Below are 19193 nucleotides of genomic sequence, written 5' to 3' on the forward strand. Positions count from 1 at the left end.
GCTTTTTTTCTTGTATTACGCTTTGTTAGCCACAGGTTCCGTTGTTTTCCCATTCTTTTCAAACAAATCACTTGTCACAGCATTAGATGTGACATTCTTTTGGAAGAATGGATTCAAAATCAGGATGACCACAACGTTTGCTAGTAAACCAAGAAATCCTTCATAAAGACCAAACGTGACTTGTGAGATATTGGCTGTAAAGGTGACGATGATGCCAACAACTAAACCCGCAATCGTTGCTTCTCTTGATTGTTTTTTCCAGAACAAGCTGATCGCAATGGCAGGGAAGATTTGAACCATTCCTGAAACACCGATCAGCTGAAGCGTGACAAGCGCAGTCGGGAACAGCATACCGAATAAAAGAGCAAGCCCGATCACGATAAATACCATCGAACGTGTAATGATCGTTAACCGTTTAGGTGACACAGTTGGATGGATTAAATCACGGTACAAATTATTGGCAAATAAATTCGACGCCCCAATGGCCATGATCGAACATGGAATGAGAGAAGCAAGTGCAATCGTTGAATACGCAAGCCCCTGCATCACGCCGCCATATGACGTCTGAATTAAATGAAGAAGAGCAAATCTTGGATTTGTATCTTCCGGTAAGACTAAAAAGGCAATGAAGCCAAGGAAGATGACCAAAATCAATACAATGTTGTAAAGAGGTAAAAACATACTGTTTTTACGGATGGCATCTGCGCTTTTGGCTGTGAAAACGCCAGTTGCTGCATGTGCCCACATAAATAATGCGAGTGCAGAAACACCTGATGCGGTAATAAACCACAAAATGCCTTTAGGCCCGCCTTCAGGAATCGTCAGAAGCTGTGGGGCTTCCTTAGCTAACGTATTCATCATTGGGGTCCAGCCGTTAAAATGAATAATCGGGAGGGAAACGACCATAAAGAGCATGATCACCCAAACAAGAATATCTTTAATAATGGCTGTATATGTAGGACCTTTAATACCACTGAAAAATGTATAAAGTGCAACTAAAATAAATGAAATTATAACAACTGCATTCACATTAATATAACTCGTTCCAGCGACAGTTAACGTATCTTGAATCCCGCTTAACTGAAGACAAATGTATGGAATGAGCATGAGTACACCAACAATGGCAATCAAGCTGGATAACAGTTTACTGTCAAATCGCTCACGTGCATAATCAGCAAGTGTTGTCAGCTTGTGATTTTTTGCAACCGTCCAAAGTTTTGGTAAGAAGAAATACGCAATAAAATAAGCAAGAACTGAATAGGGGATAGCGAAAAAAGCAACACTTCCCGCTGTATAAGCTGTACTTGTGAGCCCTAAAAAGGTATAAGCAGTATATAAGTCTGCGCCAACAAGGAACCAGACGAGAAGCCCGCCAAATTTTCTCCCGCCAACAGACCATTCTTCGACTGATTGTCTTGATGATTTATCACGACCAGCGGCAAAACCGATGACCACGACGATGAAAATGATACTTGCAGTAATCAATAAAGCTGTTAAGTTTCCTTGCATTCGTCAGTTCCTCCATTTGAATGTTGCATCCTGTAAATGATAAATGTGCAAACGGGTGTGAGTACAATCCATAGTAAGAGCCAGAAGTGGAAAAAAGGCAGCCCGATGACAAATGGATGAATACGATTCACAAAGGGGAGCAGTGCAAGCTGTCCAATGAATGGAATCGCGATGAGTAGCGCCAGTATCAGTTTTTTGTTCATGTTTTCCTCCTCTAATATTTTGTAATTTCATAATAATAGCAGTTGTCAGATTAGATCACAAGACCATTTTCAGAAAAAACAATCATTTTTATGAATATCATACTAATATAACGCTTTCATTTTTAAAAAGAGTTAAATACTGAAGAATGAGAAAGGAAGACTTGAAAATAAGTATGGAAAAATAATATTTAGAGCAAATAAAAAAGCCCCAGCATGACGCTGAGACTGTGCCGTTTTTTATAGGAAATCAGATACTTCTTCGATGTCAAAACGATTGCTTTTGTGAGCTTCTTTTGCTGCTTTCCCGACAGAAATCAACATCACTGGTTCGTATCGACCGCTCACATTGAATTCTTTCACGTACGCTTCTTTGCTGAAACCGCCCATTGCGCATGTATCATATCCCATTGCTTTCGCCGCAATCATTAATTGCATAGCAGCTAACGAAGCGTTTGAATACGCAGCTTCACGTGCATATTGCTCGCTTTGGTAAGCACCATTGATTTGTGTCATCAGTGTTTCTTTAATATCTTCTGTGATGAAGCCTTGTTCTGCTAGCTCACTGTAGATTTTTTCACCCTTTAGATTGGCTTCAAGGTCACCTAGCACAGCAATCACAGCTGATGCTTGAGAGACTTGTTTTTGGTTGTAAGCTATTGGAAGAAGTTTTGCTTTTGATTCAGCACTATGGAAAACAGTGAAATGCCAATGCTGAAGGTTCCAAGCAGATGGTGCTTTTGTTGTGATATCAAGAAGCTCTGTTAACTCTTCTTTTGTCATTTCATGAGTTGTATCATACTCTTTTACTGAAGCTCTTTCTTTTAAAATGTCAATCGTTTTTTGATCGCTCGCCATATGGATATTTCCTCCCGTTTTTGCAAATAGTATGGTACAATAAATAAAAAAGTGAGAAACTTACTTATTGTAACTAGAGATATATTTTAAATTGTACACCGTTAGTTTGTCAAACGATTATGAAAAGAAAGGCTGAAATATATGGAATTTCAATTATGTCCAAACATTCAGCAAGCTTTTTTGCTTCTTGGCAAAAGGTGGAATGGTCTCATCATTCATGTATTGCTTGATGGTCCGAAGCGGTTTAAAGACCTGACGGACATTATTCCATCCATCAGTCAAAAAATGCTCGCAGAACGCTTAAAAGAGCTTGAGCAAGAAGGAATCATAAAGCGCACTGTACTTCCTGAAACGCCAGTCAAAGTCATCTATTGTCTAACCGAAAAAGGGAGTGCATTACATGGTGTGTTCGGAGAAGTATCGCGCTGGGCAGGGGAGTATGCTGGATCTCATGAAAAAAAGGAGCAAGCTTAGTTTTAGGTTTGCCCAAACGTTTTGTCTTCTAATGAATATGCTGATGTTAGGCACATGACAAAGGAGGAGAAAAGCATGTACCCTCATACTCCGTATTTTCGAGGCGGTGCCCCTGGCATTCCGCCATATGAATCTAGAGTCCCTTTGTTTTTTGGTTTTGGCGCTCCTTTAGTCGGCGGACTGCTTGGCGGATTTCTAGGAAGTGCGATTTTTAATTATCCTCGTCCATATTACCCGCCTCCACCACCGCCTGTTCCACCACCTTATGGCGGCGGATATCCACCATATTATTAAGAAAAAAGAGTAAGCCTGCTTCCATTTCAAAGCAGGCTTTTTATAATGGAATATCAATTTCAGAAATGCCTGGATCATCATGCTTTAAAAACATAATTTCTAAAATACCATCTTGATACGAAGCCTTCGTTCCTTTTCTTTTCACAGCAGCAGGCAGGACAACCTTCTTTTGTTTATTCTCTTCAGGAAAATGATCAATAAACAGCAGATTGGCTGTATGTTTGATTTTTACTTTTTCCGTGTTCGGACGATCGAGCTCTATTTTGACAAACACGTGATCTGTCGTCTCAAATACTTCAACATTCGGCTCTTTCTTTTTTTTATCGTCTGGCTCTCTTTCTTTCTGCTTCTGAGACAGCGGATCCTGAAAGGGGAATTGAGCAGAATAATTGGAGCCGAAAACACTTTCCATGACTTGATTGACATATTGCTCAACGTCTTTAGGGTCTGAATTTTTTAACGCTTCTTTTGAAAATTGCTTTTGAAAAGGGAATAATCGGTTCCAGTCAAACATGCAAATCATCCTTTCTAAATGCCCTGAATTAGTATATGCCCATAATGTGATGTGCGTGCTATAATATACGATAGGTTTAGAAAGGAATGGTTAGATTGAACGAACAACAATCAAAAGGTGTCTTATATACGGCTGCATCTTTTACATTATGGGGGTTGTTCCCATTATATTGGAAACTGATGGAGCATATTTCGTCAGGCGAAATTTTAGCGCACAGAATCGTATGGTCCTTTATTTTTATGTGCGGTATTCTTTTATATTTAAAGCAAGTCCGTCCAGCGATGCAGACTGTGAAAGGTCTGATGATAGATGGAAAAGCACTTTTTTCATTACTTTTATCGGCTATTTTAATTTCGGTCAACTGGTATGTATACATTTGGGCTGTAAATCACGATCTGATGCTGGAAGCGAGTTTAGGGTATTATATTAATCCGCTTGTATCAGTTTTACTAGGCATCATTTTCTTAAAAGAACGACTGAATAAAATGCAAACCACCGCCATTCTCATTGCTGCAGCTGGTGTCATCATCTCAACTGTTCAGTACGGCTCATTTCCTGTCGTGGCTTTCGTATTGGCTTTTAGTTTTGGGTTTTATGGACTGATTAAAAAAAGAATGAGTTTTACGAGTGCCATTGGATTAACCATTGAAACACTGCTTCTTGCACCAGCTGCGCTTGTTTACTTATTCTTCTTCTTAAAAGAACCTGTTGTCACGATGAATCCGAGCAGCTTCGGCTCTCTTGAGCTATTATTTTTTGCAGGTGTCTTTACAGCTGTACCGCTTCTTTTATTTTCTGAAGGGGCCAAAAGAATTCCTTTATACCAAGTTGGTATTTTGCAGTATATTGCACCGACCATTACACTCTTTTTGGGGCTGTTTGTGTATCACGAACACTTATCTGCAGCAAAAATCGTGACATTCCTCTGTATTTGGGTGGCGATTTTACTATTTACAACCTCTCAACTGCGAATGAAAAAAACAGCGAATTCTCATTAAAGAGACGAAGCAGTTTGCTTTTTTTTGCAGGCGGATCATGTCATAATAAGTTGTTACCAAAACTGTAGAGGTGATCACATGTCATCAGCCGATGAGCTTGGACACGCTTATCAATCTTTATGGAAAAATCGGCAGCTTGATGTAGTGGATATGACTTCATTACACGAGGCGATACGAGATGATTTGCTTGATGTACGCACCCATCCTCGCGCAAGAAAGTCATTACATCAAAAGTATGTACTCGCTGTGGAAAGAATTTTAGAAAGTGCTATTGAGCAGGGTCATCAACTACAGCTGATCAGCTTACATACGAAAAAGCTGCGAGAACTAATTCAAAATGAAGGAAGGAACCACTCATGAAACCAATTCAAACGGAAGATGTCACAGCACATCTTGAATCGTTTTTAAATCGGCCAGTCTTCGTTCATCTTGAAACGACAACTGGTTCTTATTCAGCTCATGTGAATGAGCAAAATATGACGGTCGTGGCGTATATCCGCAACGCAAAAGTTGTCTATTCACAGGCAAAAATAAAAGGACAAGGTCCATACCGTGTCGGAATGAAAACAGAAGATGGCTGGATTTACGCAGAAGGTTTAACCGATTACGTGTTTGATGAAAAAGGCCGCCTGCTGTTAGCAGGACACCTGCCAGACGGAAAACTAGCGATCTCATTACAAATTAGTGAAACACCATTTCAGGTGTAGGAGAGAGGGGAACAGTGATGAACGAACATGTACTTGTGATGCTGCCTCACCCCGACGATGAATCCTTCGGGGTCGCAGGGCTCATCGCGCAAAGCAGAAAACGTGGAATTCCAGTGACGTATGCATGCGGGACACTTGGAGAAATGGGAAGAAATATGGGAAGTCCAACTTATGCTAACCGTGAGACACTTCCTGAATTAAGAAAACAGGAATTAATCAATGCATGTAAAGAAATGGATGTCACAGACTTGCGAATGCTTGGTCTTCGGGATAAAACGTTGGAATTTGAAGATGATGAGTATTTAGCGGATGTGATGGAACGCATAATTGATGAAGTGAAACCAACTCTTATTGTCACGTTTTATCCAGGTCATGGCGTACACCCTGATCATGATGCGACAGGTGAAGCGGTCATTCGTGCTCTATACCGCAAGAAAAAAGAAGACCGTCCCGTCACATACTGCATGGCCATTACGAAAAATCGAGAAGAAGTGCTAGGAAATGCCGATATTGTGATTGATATTACGGATGTAGCCGATATCAAATTAAATGCACTAAGAGCGCATAGAACACAAACAGAAGGCATGCTAAGAGAGCTTGAACAAAAGCTGAAAAACAAAGAACCAGTCGTTCAAAAATGGTTTGATGAAGAAATTTTCTGGACGTATCAATGGAATGACTAAATGAAAGGCAGCTGACTTCAGTCAGCTGCCTTTTCCTGTTGTATGAGAATGCATACGTCTTTCAATCAACCTAAGACGAACAAATAGGACGATGGCACCTGCGGCAAGCCCAGTAATCAGCCCAACCCAATAACCAAACGCTCCAAATGAGGTATACGTGCCAATCAAGTAGCCAGCTGGAAGGCCGATGACCCAGTAAGAGACAAACGCAGCAATCAGTGTGTAATTCACATCTTTATAGCCGCGCAGAGCCCCCTGAATGGGTGCAGCGATCGCATCTGACAGCTGGAAAAAGATCGCATACATCAAAAAGTGCTGTGTCATTTGTAAAACAGCTGATTCAGTTGTATATAAACCAGCGATCTCAGGTCTAAATAACAAGATGAGTGCTGCGGTACATAATGAGAACAAAACAGCTGTTGCAATGCCAATATAGCTGTAGCTTTTTGCGTCTTTATACCGCATGGCACCGGCTTCAAAACCTACAACAATCGTTAAAGCCATTGAGATACTAAGCGGCAGGATATATAAAATAGAAGCAAAGTTCATTGCTGCTTGGTGACTGGCGATTGTCACGGTATCAAAGTGACCCATTAAGAGCGTGACAGCTGCAAAAATACTTGTTTCAAAAAAGATCGCAAACCCAATAGGGATACCGATTTTCAGTATTTGACCCATTCGTGCGACGTTGAAGCGAGGTAATGTCTGAAACAACCGAAAGGATGCAAACGGTTCGGCTTTGATGACAATACAAATACTCATGATGAAAATCGCCCAATACGTCAGCGCAGATGCAAGACCTGCCCCTGCACCGCCAAGCTTTGGAAACCCAAAGTTTCCAAAAATAAAGAGATAATTTAAAACAAAATTAATAGGAAGTGCGGTTAACGTAATGAACATCGTTACACGTGTTTTTCCTAATGCATCAATGAACGATCTCATGACTGAATAACCAAAAAGCGGGATGATTCCAATAGCAAGGAAGCTGAGAAAATGACGGGCAATGGTTTCTACGGATGGTTCAAGCCCAAGTCGCCCTAAAATAAAAGGAACACACATCGATCCAATGACAATCACCACGATACTTAAAAGAAAAGATAAATAAATGGCCTGGAAGACCGCACGAGGAACATCTTCCCTGCGGCCGCCGCCCATCAGCTGAGCCACAATAGGGGTAACAGCCATTAAAATGCCAGCGAGACCAGTATAAACAGGTGTCCAAATGCTCGAACCGATCGCTACACCTGCTAGGTCTTCTGCACTCACTTTTCCAGACATCACCGTGTCTAAAAATGTGATGAGCGAAAGACCTGCCTGTGTAATTAAAATCGGAATCAATATGGTTAAAAATTGTGCCAACTTTGCTCGAATACTATTCGTTTCTCTCATCATAAGTTCCTCTCTGAACAGAAATAACGAGAGGAATTATATCACGCTATGTAAAAAAATCAATTCTCCGTCGGATTATTTTTCTTTGAGGGCTTCGTTTTTTTGAACATTTGGGCATAAATAAAAGAAAGACTGACAACACCTAAAATGCTGCAAGCATATTGAATCACTTTTTGAATGGTCATATTGAATTCACCTCCATGCAAATAGAATGTGCACAATTTGTTATTTTATGACACAAGCGAAAGAAGGAGGGACATGGTGAGATGATCAATCGCACAAATGAAGAAGCGATGTTTAAGTTAGAAATGAAATCTCATTTAACGCAAATTATGATGGATGCAAGGAAAATCGTCGAATCGCTTGACCAGACGGAACAATGCCTTCTTTGTGAACTCGAATCATTGCATGATCAGTTTAATGAAATGCATGCAGAGGCTTCCTCGTTTTATTTACAAGCATATATGGAAGAATTCACACCAGGTTTTGCTCAATTTTCTTTAGCCATTGAGAACTTATCAAAACAAAAGCATGGCGCACTGATTGTGATTCAAAGGAGAGATGAGGTGGAGGATTATATACAAAAAGGGACAAACCTCCATGCGAAAATTAGCGCATCATTAATAGAAAGCATTTTCTATCCTGGAAACCCACTTCATGATGGCGCCCTTTTAGTAAAAGAAAACACGCTTGTTTCCGCTGCAAATGTCCTACCGCTCACCTCAAAAAAAGTCAGCCCTTCTCTAGGCACAAGACACCGGGCAGCCATTGGACTTTCTGGCATGACTGATGCCCTTGTTCTTGTGGTATCAGAAGAAACAGGGAAAATGTCGTTTGCGAAAGAAGGCGTCCTCTATCCGTTAACTGTAAAAGACCAAGAAATCAGAAAGTAAACATGAACACAGCATTCTTCTTTGGGAAGGGTGCTTTTTTTATTGAGGAGAAAAAACAGGCAATTAAGTAAAAAGTCATTTGATACAGAAAAATTTGTCATGTAGAATAGAACTATGAAACTAGCAACGTGCTTGTTTTGACAAATTTCTAAACGTCAACTTAAAAATTCCTTAAAAATTGTTTATAAATACAGCAAACAGCCGATAGAAACGATATGGCTTTGTTTTAGCATTTTGAGTTTGCTGCTCTAAAACCTATTTAGTATTGCCCAACGTCTTCATGTCGAGTAATATTATAGAAATAAAGATAAAATAGTGCAAGAGAAGCAGAACCATTAAATGCTAAACTCAAAACTAGTACATAAGTCTTATGGGACGAAATCATGAAAGGCGGAGATTTATCTATGAAGAAAAAAGTAGTAACCGGCCTCACAGTTTCAGCGATCGCGGGCTCAGCTGTTATTGCTGCACCGGCAGAAGCACAGACGATCAAGGTGAAAAGCGGTGACTCACTTTGGAAGATTGCCGAACAGTACAACACAAGTATTTCGGAACTTCAATCTCTTAATCAATTAAAAACGACGATGATTTTTGCAGGACAAAGCTTAAAGATTCCTGGTGCAAAAAGTTCAAAATCCAGCTCATCAACAAGTTCAAAAGCAACGAAATCAAGTGCTTCAACAACATCTAGCTATACAGTCAAGCTTGGGGATTCATTATGGCTGATTGCGAAGAATCACAAAATGTCAGTTGCAAGTTTGAAAAGTTTGAACAGCTTAAACAGTGACCTTATTCGTCCTGGACAAAAGCTGAAAGTGTCTGGAACGACGAAAACGAGCGGCAGCCAGTCCTCAAATTCAAACTCAACATCTAATTCCAGCTCAAGTAACAAATCAACGAATTCTAATAGTTCATCATCAGCATCTAGTACATATAAAGTAAAATTAGGCGATTCACTATGGAAAATTGCCAATTCGTTAAACATGTCGATTGGTGAAATTAAAACATTGAACTCGCTAAAATCTGATATGATTTATCCAAATCAAGTATTGAAGGTAAAAGGAACGGTGACGTCAAAACCAAGTCAGCCGAAAGCACCTGCTCAACCTAGCACGCCTTCAAACAGCAATCAGTCTTCAAGTAGTAAAACAACATCTTATACGGTTAAATCAGGTGATTCATTATGGAAAATTGCGAATCAGTTTAAGGTGCAGGTTCAATCAATCCGCACAGCAAACAGCTTGAAAAGTGATGTGCTGAGAATTGGACAAGTATTAAAAATCAACGGAACAGCTTCCGGTTCAACTGGATCTAATGGTTCTACGTCAAACGGTTCAACAACACCGGTCAACAATAATAAAACTGACGTTCCAATGAATGCAAAAATCACGACAATGATTCAAGAAGGTAAAAAACTCACAGGCATTCCTTACAGATGGGGTGGCAATACACCAGCTGGATTTGATTGTAGCGGCTTTGTTTACTATCTCATTAATAAGGTTTCATCAGTATCTAGATTGAGTACAGCAGGATACTGGAATATGATGACGCCTGTCAGCACACCACAAGTTGGAGATTTTGTTTATTTCACAACGTACAAAGCAGGTCCTTCTCATATGGGACTATACCTAGGTGGAGGAGATTTCCTTCATGCAAGTGACAGCGGAGTAGGAATTTCAAACTTAAGCAATCCTTATTGGAAAAAAGCCTACCTAGGCGCAAAACGTTTCTTCTAAAAAAGCCGATTTTCGGCTTTTTTTGTTTGCCCGTTGCTGTGATTGTCCATACTGATATCAAAAGGGGGCAGTCATAAATGAAAAAGTCAGTGTGGATGATCATGATATGTTTGATCTTTACCGCATCAGCATGTCATGCACCGCCGAAAAAAGAAACGACAGAAGAAACAAGAGAAGTTGCCGCACCTAAACAAGCACCAGTCACAACGTCACTCATAAACGAAAGCGGGCAAAAAATAGGGAGCATTGAAATAAGAGAGTCCTCAGAAAATGGGCTGGATCTGCATGTGAAAGCGAAAGGACTGCCACCAGGTCCTCACGGCTTTCATATTCATGAAACAGGAATATGTGAAACGCCAGATTTTGAAACAGCAGGTGCACATTTTAATCCGACCCATAGAGAGCATGGCTTCGACAACCCAAAAGGGCATCATGCTGGAGATATGCCTAATTTAGAGGTAGGGGCAGATGGACAAATTGATGTTGTCGTGAATGTACCAGATGTGACGTTAAAGGGAGGCCCAAATCAATTAATCGATCAAAACGGGCGAAGTTTCATCATCCATGCAGAAGCAGATGATTACTTAAGCAACCCTTCTGGCAACTCAGGGAAACGCATTGCTTGCGGAGCCATCACAAAAGAAATGGTAAAATAACAGAAGACGAACCTTTATGTATTGAGTGCATAAAGGTTTTTTTAGTATACTTGGTGAGGAAAATGATCGAAGAGAGGAATTAATCATATATGTTTAACCAACCATCACTCCCAGAAGAAATTCAAGCAATGATCGAAGCAAAAGGAAAAGTTCTCGAAGAAGAATTTCGTCCGCTTATCGGAACAGGCGGCTATGAATCACAAGATACGTCTATTATTCAAGATGCCATGATTGCACTTGCCCTAGGAAAAAATGTTCTGTTAAAAGGACCGACGGGCTCAGGTAAAACCAAACTAGCAGAAACTTTATCCGCTTTCTTTCAACAGCCGATGCACAGTGTAAACTGCTCAGTTGACCTTGATGCAGAAAGTCTTATTGGCTATAAAACCATCCATAATGATGGACAAGTTGCTTCTATAGAATTCATTGAAGGACCCGTTACAAAAGCAATGAAAAAAGGACACCTTTTATATATTGATGAAATCAACATGGCAAAACCAGAAACACTGCCTATTTTAAACGGTGTGCTTGATTACAGAAAAATGATGACAAACCCATTTACAGGTGAAGTCGTTAGAGCAGAAGAAGGTTTTGGCGTGATTGCAGCAATCAATGAGGGATATGTGGGGACAGTGCCGCTCAATGAAGCGCTGAAAAACCGTTTTGTCGTCATTGAAGTTCCTTACATTGGCGGTGGCATTTTAAAAGAAGTACTGCACACTCAGTCCGTATTAAAGGATGAGCGGTTAATCGATCAATTCGTACAGCTCTCATCAGATCTCATCGTCCAAGCACACAATGGACAGGTCAGTGAAGAAGCCGCATCCATTCGCGCACTGTTAGATACATGTGATCTTGCGCAATATATTCCGCCGCTTCGTGCAATTGAACGAGGAATTGTAGAGAAGCTAGAAGATGACCGGGAAAAAGCAGCGGTAAGAAATATCGCTCAAACATTATTCGAGTGAGGTTCTGACTTTTGAAATTCATCAAATTTAATGACAGCAGAATCGATTCATTTCTATTTATGGAATTAACGGATTTAGCCAAAACACTTGCCAAAAGTGATGATGTGGAGCTTGAATACGGTGTTCAATCGTACTATGAACCGTTTGAAAAGAAAATTTTCATCAGCCATTTTTGGGATGATCGTCATCAAGAGGATATGATGGCAGGCCTAAAAAGTGATGTGTTTCTGCGAGCAGTAGGGACAGTGTATAGCGATCTTACAGTGTTTGAAGACATCATTTCCTATGCCCACACATTATCCATTCCTGATGTGTGCAAACAATTGTTTATGCTGTTTGAAGATATCCGCATTGAAGAGCGGATTAAACGTGACCGCCCAGGAACAAAAAAGGTATTTAAACGGAGAAGAGAGCTTTACAGACGTCACTTTAAAACACAATTAACGATTAACCAAGAGCGCAGTATTTTAACAGATGCACTCTTTTGTGCGATATACGTGAAGCTGACAGCCGAATCTCCGCTTGAAGAAATTCCACCCCTTCATGAGCGGATAGATCCAATGATTCCGTTTATTGAGTCAAGTCTTGAACGTGTATATGACGCACGCTCGACATCTGATATCGCCATCATTGTGAAGGAATTGACAGAAGGCTTCGATGAGCTCCTTGAAAAGGATATGCTGAACACATACTTTTTCTTCCCAGAATTGGACTATGAAAAAGCGGCAAAAGAACCGCTTTTCCATGACCTCAAAAGAAAGCCAAAATTAAGTGAGGATATAAAAGTCGATCGGGAAAAAGAGGGGGATGAAGACATCCATAATGAATATATGGAAGTATGGCATAGAGAAACGGAAGCACCATCTAAAAGTTTCCTTCAATTTGATTTAGAACACGGTGGTAAAAGCGATCTCGGTAAAGATGCGGCAAGAGAAGGTGACGATGGAGATCAGGCGCTTGGAACGGTTCAAGGTTCAGCCAAACAAACCCATCGAAAAGACTATTCAAAGCTTGAAGCACTAGAAGAGGCAGAAGGAGAAGAAAGCGGGGCAGATTCGCATGAGAATGGAAAAGAAAACAAATATGCATTTCCAGTCATGATTTCACCAGAATCTCCTTCACCAGAGCAAGTAGATGTGTACAGGCAGCACGCAAAGGCAATCGAGCCTTATCAGAAACGCTTAAAACAAATGATTCAAAAAACACTTGAGCATAAAAAATCATGGCCAAAAACAGATCTTCATGCAGGACGTCTCAGTAAAAAGCTCATTCGTTATTTTACAGAGTCCAACCCTCGACTATTTTATAAAAAACAAGCGCCATCTTCTCAAATTGATGCTGTGTTCACTTTATTAGTTGACTGTTCTGCGAGTATGTTTGACAAAATGGATGAGACAAAAAAAGGGATTGTTCTGTTTCATGAAGCTTTAAAATCAGTGCAGGTACCTCATCAAATTGTAGGGTTCTGGGAAGATACAAATGACGCAACTGAAACAAGTCAGCCGAACTACTTTAACACCGTCGTATCGTTCAAAGATTCCTTATTTGACGCAGGACCATCCATCATGTCACTTGAGCCAGAAGAGGATAACCGGGACGGCTATGCGATTCGCCAAATGACAAAAATGATTTTAAAACGAAGAGAAGAGCAAAAGTTCCTCATTGTTTTCTCAGACGGAGAGCCGGCTGCATTCAGCTACGAACAAAATGGGATCGTGGATACACATGAAGCGGTTCTCGAAGCGAGAAAAAAGGGAATTGAAGTCATCAATGTGTTTTTATCCAATTCTCCGATTGAAGAGGCGCAGATGAAAACGATCCAAGATATGTATGGCAAGTTCAGCATTTTTGTACCGGATGTCGATACATTGCCAGATGTGCTATATCCATTACTCAAGAAATTGCTGCATAAAAGCATTGGGGCATAAGGTTTTGCCCCTTTCTTTAAAATATTTTTCGGAATGATTTAAATTTTTTGTTTTTCTTTGAATTTTTTATCTTTAATTGAACAAAGAATGTAGAAAGTAATCCGAAACAGTGGTAGAATATGATTGGAAGCGTTTTATTACATAAATTTGGTCATTGTGTTCTGGAAGTTATATCGAGATAGTGTTCAATCACTTGATGATCAAAGTTGGGGGTAGTGTTCAAAATGTTTCAAAATGATGTGAAACAACCGTTGAGTTGGGAAGAATTTCATGGTCCGAACCTCGGCTACGTGCTCGAGCTCTACGATCAATATGTCCAGGATCCTACTAGTGTTGATGAAGACATAAGAGGCATATTTGATGAACTTGGTGCACCACCGAGTGAAATGAAGGAGGAAATTGGGAAAAAAGAAAATAGCGTAGTTACTTCTGAACAAATCCAAAAGATAGCATCAGTCGTTAAACTGGCAGAAGACATCAGAACGTATGGCCATTTAAATGCTTCCGTCAATCCTCTTCGCAAAGAAAAGGAATTACAAGAGCTGTTTCCATTAAAGGAATACGGTTTAACTGAAGAAGACGTTAAGAATATTCCAATATCAATTATTAGTCCAGATGCACCTAAACACATTTCAAACGGCATAGAAGCCATTAACCATTTGAGAAATACGTATAAGCGTACCATTTCATTTGAGTTTGATCATGTACATGACTTCGAAGAGCGCAACTGGCTCTCTAAATCTATTGAGTCTGGTGAATTATTTAAGAAAAAACCAGCAGATAAACTAGTTTCTGTACTCAAAAGATTAACAGAAGTCGAGCAATTTGAGCAGTTCCTTCATAAAACATTTGTTGGACAAAAGCGTTTTTCTATAGAAGGATTAGACGCACTTGTTCCAGTACTTGATGAAATTATATCCGAGTCTGTTACACAAGGGACTTCAAATATTAACATTGGAATGGCACATAGAGGCCGTTTAAATGTATTAGCACATGTGTTAGGAAAGCCATATGAGATCATTTTCTCAGAATTCCAGCATGCGCCTAATAAAGAGCTTGTACCATCAGAAGGCTCTATCGGCATCAGCTACGGATGGACAGGGGATGTAAAATATCATCTCGGTGCTGACCGCCAAATCAAAGATGAAGATACAAAGAGTGCAAGAGTCACACTTGCCAATAACCCAAGTCACTTGGAATTTATTGATCCGATTATTGAAGGAAGCACTCGTGCTGCTCAAGAATCGCGTACTCAAAAAGGCTATCCAGTTCAAGACGTTGAAAAAGCGTTAGCCATCTTAATTCATGGGGATGCTGCATTTCCTGGAGAGGGAATTGTCGCAGAAACATTAAATTTAAGTCAATTAGTCGGCTATCAAGTGGGGGGAACGATCCATATCATTGCCAACAATATGATTGGATTTACCACAGAAAGCAATGAATCTCGTTCAACGAAATACGCTAGTGACCTTGCAAAAGGTTTCGAGATTCCAATTGTTCACGTCAATGCAGACGATCCAGAAGCTTGTTTAGCAGCTGTTCAGCTGGCGGTAGAATACCGTAAACGGTTTAAAAAGGATTTCTTAATTGACTTGATTGGCTACCGCAGATATGGCCATAACGAAATGGATGAGCCTTCTACTACTCAGCCAATGCTGTACGATGCGGTCAGAAAGCACAAAACGGTCAAGAATATCTTCGCAGATAAGCTTGTCACTGAGGGCCTTCTGTCAAAAGAACAAAGAGAAGAAATTGAGCAGGCTGTCACGGCAAAAATTGAAGAAGCTTATAAAAAAGTACCTTCAAAGAAAGAACATACGATTCAAGAAATCGAACTGCCAGAGCCTGTATCTAACGGCTTCCCTGCAGTTGATACATCTGTAGAGTTTGATGTATTAAGAAAGCTGAATGAAGAATTAATTAGCTGGCCGAAAGACTTCCAAGTATTCGGTAAGCTAAAGCGGATCCTTGAAAAACGTGCAAAAGTGTTTACAGATGATCGCAAAGTGGAATGGTCACTTGGTGAAGCACTGGCATTTGCATCTATATTAAAAGACGGTACGCCGATTCGAATGACCGGACAGGATTCTGAGCGAGGCACATTTGCTCAAAGAAACCTTGTTCTTCACGACAGTCAAACGGGTGATGAATTCATTGCTCTTCATGAACTGAGTGATGCAAATGCATCATTTACAGTCCATAATAGTCCACTGTCAGAAGGCTCTGTCATCGGGTTTGAATATGGTTATAATGTCTATTCTCCTGAAACATTAGTGATTTGGGAAGCTCAATTTGGAGACTTCGCAAATGCGGCTCAAGTGTATTTTGATCAATTTATTTCAGCAGGCCGCGCCAAGTGGGGACAAAAGTCAGGGCTTGTGATGCTCTTGCCACATGGATATGAAGGACAAGGTCCAGAACATTCTAGTGGAAGAACAGAACGCTTCTTGCAATCAGCTGCTGAGAATAACTGGACAGTTGCGAACCTGACAAGTGCAGCTCAATACTTCCATATTCTTAGAAGACAGGCGAAAATGCTGCTTCGTGAAGAGATTCGTCCTCTTGTCATCATGACACCGAAGAGTCTGCTTCGAAACCCGAACACATTATCCGAAGTCCAAGAACTAACAGATGGACAGTTCCGTCCAGTTCTTGAACAGCCGGGCCTTGTGCATGATCATGAAAAAGTAACACGCCTTGTGCTATCGAGCGGGAAGGTATCGATCGATATTAGTGATCGTTTTACTCAAATGGAAGACTCAAAAGATTGGCTTCATATTGCGAGAGTGGAACAATTATATCCATTCCCAGCCAAAGATATTAAAGCCATTTTATCAAAACTGACGAACTTAGAAGAAATCGTATGGGTGCAAGAAGAACCGCAAAATATGGGCGCTTGGGGATATATTGAGCCATATTTACGTGAAATTGCATCTGAAAAAGTAAAAGTACGTTACATCGGCCGCAGAAGACGTTCAAGTACGGCTGAGGGTGATCCAACTGTTCATAAAAAAGAACAAGAACGAATTGTATCTGATAGCTTGACTCGCAAAAACTAAGGGGGAAATGAAAAATGGCGGAAATTAAAGTACCTGAACTAGCGGAATCAATCTCGGAAGGAACAATTGCTCAGTGGCTAAAACAGCCGGGCGATTATGTTGAGCAGGGGGAATACCTGTTAGAACTTGAAACAGATAAAGTCAATGTCGAATTGACAGCTGAAGAATCTGGTGTTCTAAAAGAAGTACTGAAAGATTCTGGTGACACTGTCCAAGTTGGAGAAGTCATCGGAACGATTGCAGCAGGTGAAGCTGGCGGAAGCGAGTCCGCAGCTCCAGCACCTGAGCAAGATTCTGCACCAGCTTCGAAAGAAGAACCAGCAGCTGAACAAAAAGAAGAGGCAGCAAAAGAAGAGCCGAAATCTGGTAATGGCAGAACGATCGCTTCTCCAGCAGCTAGAAAACTAGCAAGAGAGAAGGGGTTAGACTTATCTGAGATTCCAACCGCAGATCCGCTGGGCAGGGTACGAAAGCAGGATGTAGCTTCTTACCAAAAGAATGAAGCTCCTGCAAGTGCACCGAAAGCCGCGCCAAAAGCAAATGCTGCGGTGCAAAATGATCAAGCAGGGAAACCAGTTGAGCGTGAAAAAATGTCACGCCGCAGACAAACCATTGCAAAACGTTTAGTTGAAGTTCAACAAACGGCAGCGATGCTGACAACATTTAATGAAGTCGATATGACAGCTGTCATGGATCTAAGAAAGCGTCGCAAAGATGCCTTCCTTGAACAAAACGATGTGAAACTGGGCTTCATGTCCTTCTTCACAAAAGCAGTGGTAGCAGCACTTAAAAAATATCCACTTCTCAACGCAGAAATTCAAGGTGATGAGCTTGTCATTAAAAAATTCTATGACATCGGTATTGCTGTAGCCGCCAATGAAGGGCTTGTGGTACCAGTTGTCCGTGATGCAGATAGACTATCATTTGCAGGAATTGAAAAAGAAATCGGTCATCTTGCGAAAAAAGCAAGAGATAACAAATTATCGCTCAATGAATTACAAGGTGGATCATTCACGATCACAAACGGAGGAACATTTGGTTCTCTGCTTTCAACACCAATTTTAAACAGTCCTCAAGTTGGAATTTTAGGTATGCATAAAATTCAGCTTCGTCCTGTTGCAATTGATGAAGAACGCTTTGAAAACCGTCCAATGATGTATTTAGCTCTTTCATACGACCACCGTATTGTCGATGGTAAAGAAGCTGTTGGGTTCCTTGTCACGATTAAAAATCTACTTGAAGATCCTGAACAGCTATTGCTTGAAGGATAATCGAAAGAAAAAGCTAGTACCGATGAGGGTACTAGCTTTTTTGGTCTTTATTTTCTGAGTAGCCTCTTTTTGACCAAAATGTTGCCAGCCAAGAGCCAGATAAATTATGCCATACGCTAAAAATGGCACTGGGAACGGCGGCAAGTGGAGAAAAATGTGCGGTTGCAAGGGCTGCGCCAAGTCCAGAATTTTGCATCCCTACTTCTATTGAAATTGCTCGTTGAGAAGGAATGTCCATTTTACACCATTTTGCAATGAGGTAACCCAATAATAGACCAAGAGCATTATGTAAAACAACAACGGCAAAAATAAGCAGTCCAGATTGCAGAATCTGTTCTTTATTTGCGCTGACAACAGCTGCAATGATGGCGACAATGCCAGTAACAGATACAAGTGGAAGTGCTTGTACAGCATACGTCACTTGTTTTTTAAAAAACAATTTGACGATGACACCTAAAATAATCGGAATTAAGACAACTTGGACAATCGACAAAAACAAAGCACCCGGTGATACAGATAACCAAGATTTTGCAAAAATATAAATAAAAACAGGGGTCAAAATGGGAGCAAGTAGTGTCGAGATCGTTGTCACGGCAAGGGATAAGGCCGTATTTCCTTTCGCCAAAAAGGTCATTACATTGGATGCAGTCCCGCCTGGACAGCAGCCGACGAGAATGACACCAACAGCGATTTCAGAAGGCAAATGTAACCCATAGGCCAATAAAAATGCTATGAGTGGCATCAGTGTATACTGCGCTAAAACCCCGATCAATACATAAAGAGGCTTTCTAAAAAGCTCTTTAAAATCTTCAGAAGACAGCGTCAGCCCCATGCCAAACATAATAATGCCAAGTAAAAAAGGGATATAAGGTCCAATCAAAGAAAATGCCGCAGGAAAAGTAAAACCTAGACAAGCAAAGACAATGACCCATATAGCGAATGTTCTTCCTGCAAAGTGACTAATGTGTAAAAGGGTGTTCATACTATCGTTCAACTCTCTTTCTTTTCATATCTTTTCTATTTTAAATGAATTTTCTGAAAAAACAACCTATGATT

At 40.6% G+C, this 19193-nt stretch carries 20 protein-coding genes; 13 read left to right on the forward strand and 7 right to left on the reverse strand.

What is annotated here, in order from left to right:
- Positions 1-15: 15 nt before the first annotated feature.
- The 3 genes from ACSBQP_RS03065 to ACSBQP_RS03075 form a co-directional block, all read right to left on the reverse strand.
- Positions 16-1509 carry a sodium:solute symporter family protein gene (locus tag ACSBQP_RS03065; protein ID WP_007500747.1) on the reverse strand — a complete coding sequence of 498 codons (1494 nt, stop codon included), beginning with the start codon at positions 1507-1509 and terminating at the stop codon, positions 16-18.
- Positions 1494-1712 carry a DUF3311 domain-containing protein gene (locus ACSBQP_RS03070; RefSeq protein WP_017359680.1) on the reverse strand — a complete coding sequence of 73 codons (219 nt, stop codon included), beginning with the start codon at positions 1710-1712 and terminating at the stop codon, positions 1494-1496. Before ACSBQP_RS03070 ends, ACSBQP_RS03065 begins: the two co-directional genes overlap by 16 nt.
- Positions 1713-1949: 237 nt before the next feature.
- On the reverse strand, positions 1950-2567 hold the full coding sequence (locus ACSBQP_RS03075) for a nitroreductase family protein (protein WP_017359679.1): 618 nt from the start codon (positions 2565-2567) through the stop codon (positions 1950-1952).
- 141 nt (positions 2568-2708) lie between these two features.
- On the opposite strand from ACSBQP_RS03075, the gene ACSBQP_RS03080 reads away from it, so the two are divergent.
- Complete coding sequence (locus ACSBQP_RS03080) at positions 2709-3041, forward strand: winged helix-turn-helix transcriptional regulator (RefSeq protein ID WP_017359678.1); 333 nt, start codon at positions 2709-2711, stop codon at positions 3039-3041.
- A gap of 75 nt (positions 3042-3116) precedes the next feature.
- Complete coding sequence (locus ACSBQP_RS03085; RefSeq protein WP_003215921.1) at positions 3117-3335, forward strand: hypothetical protein; 219 nt, start codon at positions 3117-3119, stop codon at positions 3333-3335.
- A gap of 40 nt (positions 3336-3375) precedes the next feature.
- Here the strand turns inward: ACSBQP_RS03085 and ACSBQP_RS03090 are convergent, their stop codons facing one another.
- A complete protein-coding gene (locus tag ACSBQP_RS03090; RefSeq protein WP_017359677.1) occupies positions 3376-3849 on the reverse strand; it encodes a germination protein GerT in 474 nt (157 codons plus the stop codon).
- A gap of 86 nt (positions 3850-3935) precedes the next feature.
- Here ACSBQP_RS03090 and rarD point away from each other — a divergent pair, with 86 nt between their 5' ends.
- The 4 genes from rarD (at position 3936) to bshB2 (ending at position 6237) form a co-directional block, all read left to right on the forward strand.
- The gene (gene rarD, locus ACSBQP_RS03095) at positions 3936-4847 is read left to right on the forward strand and encodes an EamA family transporter RarD (protein ID WP_435028180.1); all 912 of its coding nucleotides are present in this window, start codon (positions 3936-3938) and stop codon (positions 4845-4847) included.
- Positions 4848-4925: 78 nt separating this feature from the next.
- Positions 4926-5207: a hypothetical protein gene (locus ACSBQP_RS03100; RefSeq protein ID WP_048003185.1), complete on the forward strand. Its 282-nt coding sequence runs from the start codon at positions 4926-4928 to the stop codon at positions 5205-5207.
- Entirely contained in the window at positions 5204-5554 is a 351-nt protein-coding gene (locus ACSBQP_RS03105) for a YojF family protein (RefSeq protein WP_024718572.1), read from the forward strand. Before ACSBQP_RS03100 ends, ACSBQP_RS03105 begins: the two co-directional genes overlap by 4 nt.
- A gap of 17 nt (positions 5555-5571) precedes the next feature.
- Complete coding sequence (gene bshB2, locus ACSBQP_RS03110; protein WP_007500738.1) at positions 5572-6237, forward strand: bacillithiol biosynthesis deacetylase BshB2; 666 nt, start codon at positions 5572-5574, stop codon at positions 6235-6237.
- Positions 6238-6258: 21 nt separating this feature from the next.
- Here the strand turns inward: bshB2 and ACSBQP_RS03115 are convergent, their stop codons facing one another.
- On the reverse strand, positions 6259-7626 hold the full coding sequence (locus ACSBQP_RS03115; RefSeq protein WP_048003184.1) for an MATE family efflux transporter: 1368 nt from the start codon (positions 7624-7626) through the stop codon (positions 6259-6261).
- A gap of 59 nt (positions 7627-7685) precedes the next feature.
- The gene (locus ACSBQP_RS03120) at positions 7686-7811 is read right to left on the reverse strand and encodes a hypothetical protein (protein ID WP_003215647.1); all 126 of its coding nucleotides are present in this window, start codon (positions 7809-7811) and stop codon (positions 7686-7688) included.
- 81 nt (positions 7812-7892) lie between these two features.
- Between ACSBQP_RS03120 and cdaS the strand changes: the two genes are divergently transcribed.
- From cdaS to odhB, 7 genes are all read left to right on the forward strand, one after another.
- Positions 7893-8519, forward strand: a complete 627-nt coding sequence (cdaS, locus tag ACSBQP_RS03125) for a sporulation-specific diadenylate cyclase CdaS (protein ID WP_007500734.1) — start codon at positions 7893-7895, stop codon at positions 8517-8519.
- A 404-nt stretch (positions 8520-8923) separates the two neighbouring features.
- Positions 8924-10255 (forward strand): LysM peptidoglycan-binding domain-containing protein, encoded by a 1332-nt coding sequence (locus ACSBQP_RS03130; RefSeq protein ID WP_025207502.1) that lies wholly within the window; start codon positions 8924-8926, stop codon positions 10253-10255.
- A 77-nt stretch (positions 10256-10332) separates the two neighbouring features.
- Positions 10333-10911 (forward strand): superoxide dismutase family protein, encoded by a 579-nt coding sequence (locus ACSBQP_RS03135; protein ID WP_007500730.1) that lies wholly within the window; start codon positions 10333-10335, stop codon positions 10909-10911.
- An 89-nt stretch (positions 10912-11000) separates the two neighbouring features.
- On the forward strand, positions 11001-11879 hold the full coding sequence (locus tag ACSBQP_RS03140; RefSeq protein ID WP_017367449.1) for an ATP-binding protein: 879 nt from the start codon (positions 11001-11003) through the stop codon (positions 11877-11879).
- An 11-nt stretch (positions 11880-11890) separates the two neighbouring features.
- Entirely contained in the window at positions 11891-13807 is a 1917-nt protein-coding gene (locus ACSBQP_RS03145) for a vWA domain-containing protein (protein WP_017367448.1), read from the forward strand.
- Positions 13808-14031: 224 nt separating this feature from the next.
- Positions 14032-16866: a 2-oxoglutarate dehydrogenase E1 component gene (gene sucA, locus ACSBQP_RS03150; protein ID WP_035391743.1), complete on the forward strand. Its 2835-nt coding sequence runs from the start codon at positions 14032-14034 to the stop codon at positions 16864-16866.
- A 14-nt stretch (positions 16867-16880) separates the two neighbouring features.
- The gene (gene odhB, locus ACSBQP_RS03155; RefSeq protein ID WP_007500721.1) at positions 16881-18137 is read left to right on the forward strand and encodes a 2-oxoglutarate dehydrogenase complex dihydrolipoyllysine-residue succinyltransferase; all 1257 of its coding nucleotides are present in this window, start codon (positions 16881-16883) and stop codon (positions 18135-18137) included.
- A 31-nt stretch (positions 18138-18168) separates the two neighbouring features.
- On the opposite strand, the gene ACSBQP_RS03160 is transcribed toward odhB, so the two are convergent.
- The gene (locus ACSBQP_RS03160) at positions 18169-19119 is read right to left on the reverse strand and encodes a bile acid:sodium symporter family protein (protein WP_035391745.1); all 951 of its coding nucleotides are present in this window, start codon (positions 19117-19119) and stop codon (positions 18169-18171) included.
- Between the last annotated feature and the right edge of the window lie 74 nt (positions 19120-19193).

The sequence above is a fragment of the Bacillus sp. G402 genome (assembly GCF_051172515.1).
GTDB lineage: Bacteria > Bacillota > Bacilli > Bacillales > Bacillaceae > Bacillus > Bacillus altitudinis.

What these genes read in the sequence shown, in the direction of transcription:
- ACSBQP_RS03065 (WP_007500747.1), bottom strand. Translation starts at nt 1,509, where the DNA reads ATGCAAGGAAACTTAACAGCTTTATTGATTACTGCAAGTATCATTTTC.
- ACSBQP_RS03160 (WP_035391745.1), bottom strand. Translation starts at nt 19,119, where the DNA reads ATGAACACCCTTTTACACATTAGTCACTTTGCAGGAAGAACATTCGCT.
- ACSBQP_RS03135 (WP_007500730.1), top strand. Translation starts at nt 10,333, where the DNA reads ATGAAAAAGTCAGTGTGGATGATCATGATATGTTTGATCTTTACCGCA.
- cdaS (WP_007500734.1), top strand. Translation starts at nt 7,893, where the DNA reads ATGATCAATCGCACAAATGAAGAAGCGATGTTTAAGTTAGAAATGAAA.
- ACSBQP_RS03120 (WP_003215647.1), bottom strand. Translation starts at nt 7,811, where the DNA reads ATGACCATTCAAAAAGTGATTCAATATGCTTGCAGCATTTTAGGTGTT.
- ACSBQP_RS03085 (WP_003215921.1), top strand. Translation starts at nt 3,117, where the DNA reads ATGTACCCTCATACTCCGTATTTTCGAGGCGGTGCCCCTGGCATTCCG.
- ACSBQP_RS03115 (WP_048003184.1), bottom strand. Translation starts at nt 7,626, where the DNA reads ATGAGAGAAACGAATAGTATTCGAGCAAAGTTGGCACAATTTTTAACC.
- ACSBQP_RS03075 (WP_017359679.1), bottom strand. Translation starts at nt 2,567, where the DNA reads ATGGCGAGCGATCAAAAAACGATTGACATTTTAAAAGAAAGAGCTTCA.
- odhB (WP_007500721.1), top strand. Translation starts at nt 16,881, where the DNA reads ATGGCGGAAATTAAAGTACCTGAACTAGCGGAATCAATCTCGGAAGGA.
- ACSBQP_RS03130 (WP_025207502.1), top strand. Translation starts at nt 8,924, where the DNA reads ATGAAGAAAAAAGTAGTAACCGGCCTCACAGTTTCAGCGATCGCGGGC.
- ACSBQP_RS03070 (WP_017359680.1), bottom strand. Translation starts at nt 1,712, where the DNA reads ATGAACAAAAAACTGATACTGGCGCTACTCATCGCGATTCCATTCATT.
- rarD (WP_435028180.1), top strand. Translation starts at nt 3,936, where the DNA reads ATGGTTAGATTGAACGAACAACAATCAAAAGGTGTCTTATATACGGCT.
- ACSBQP_RS03105 (WP_024718572.1), top strand. Translation starts at nt 5,204, where the DNA reads ATGAAACCAATTCAAACGGAAGATGTCACAGCACATCTTGAATCGTTT.
- ACSBQP_RS03090 (WP_017359677.1), bottom strand. Translation starts at nt 3,849, where the DNA reads ATGTTTGACTGGAACCGATTATTCCCTTTTCAAAAGCAATTTTCAAAA.
- ACSBQP_RS03080 (WP_017359678.1), top strand. Translation starts at nt 2,709, where the DNA reads ATGGAATTTCAATTATGTCCAAACATTCAGCAAGCTTTTTTGCTTCTT.
- ACSBQP_RS03140 (WP_017367449.1), top strand. Translation starts at nt 11,001, where the DNA reads ATGTTTAACCAACCATCACTCCCAGAAGAAATTCAAGCAATGATCGAA.
- bshB2 (WP_007500738.1), top strand. Translation starts at nt 5,572, where the DNA reads ATGAACGAACATGTACTTGTGATGCTGCCTCACCCCGACGATGAATCC.
- sucA (WP_035391743.1), top strand. Translation starts at nt 14,032, where the DNA reads ATGTTTCAAAATGATGTGAAACAACCGTTGAGTTGGGAAGAATTTCAT.
- ACSBQP_RS03100 (WP_048003185.1), top strand. Translation starts at nt 4,926, where the DNA reads ATGTCATCAGCCGATGAGCTTGGACACGCTTATCAATCTTTATGGAAA.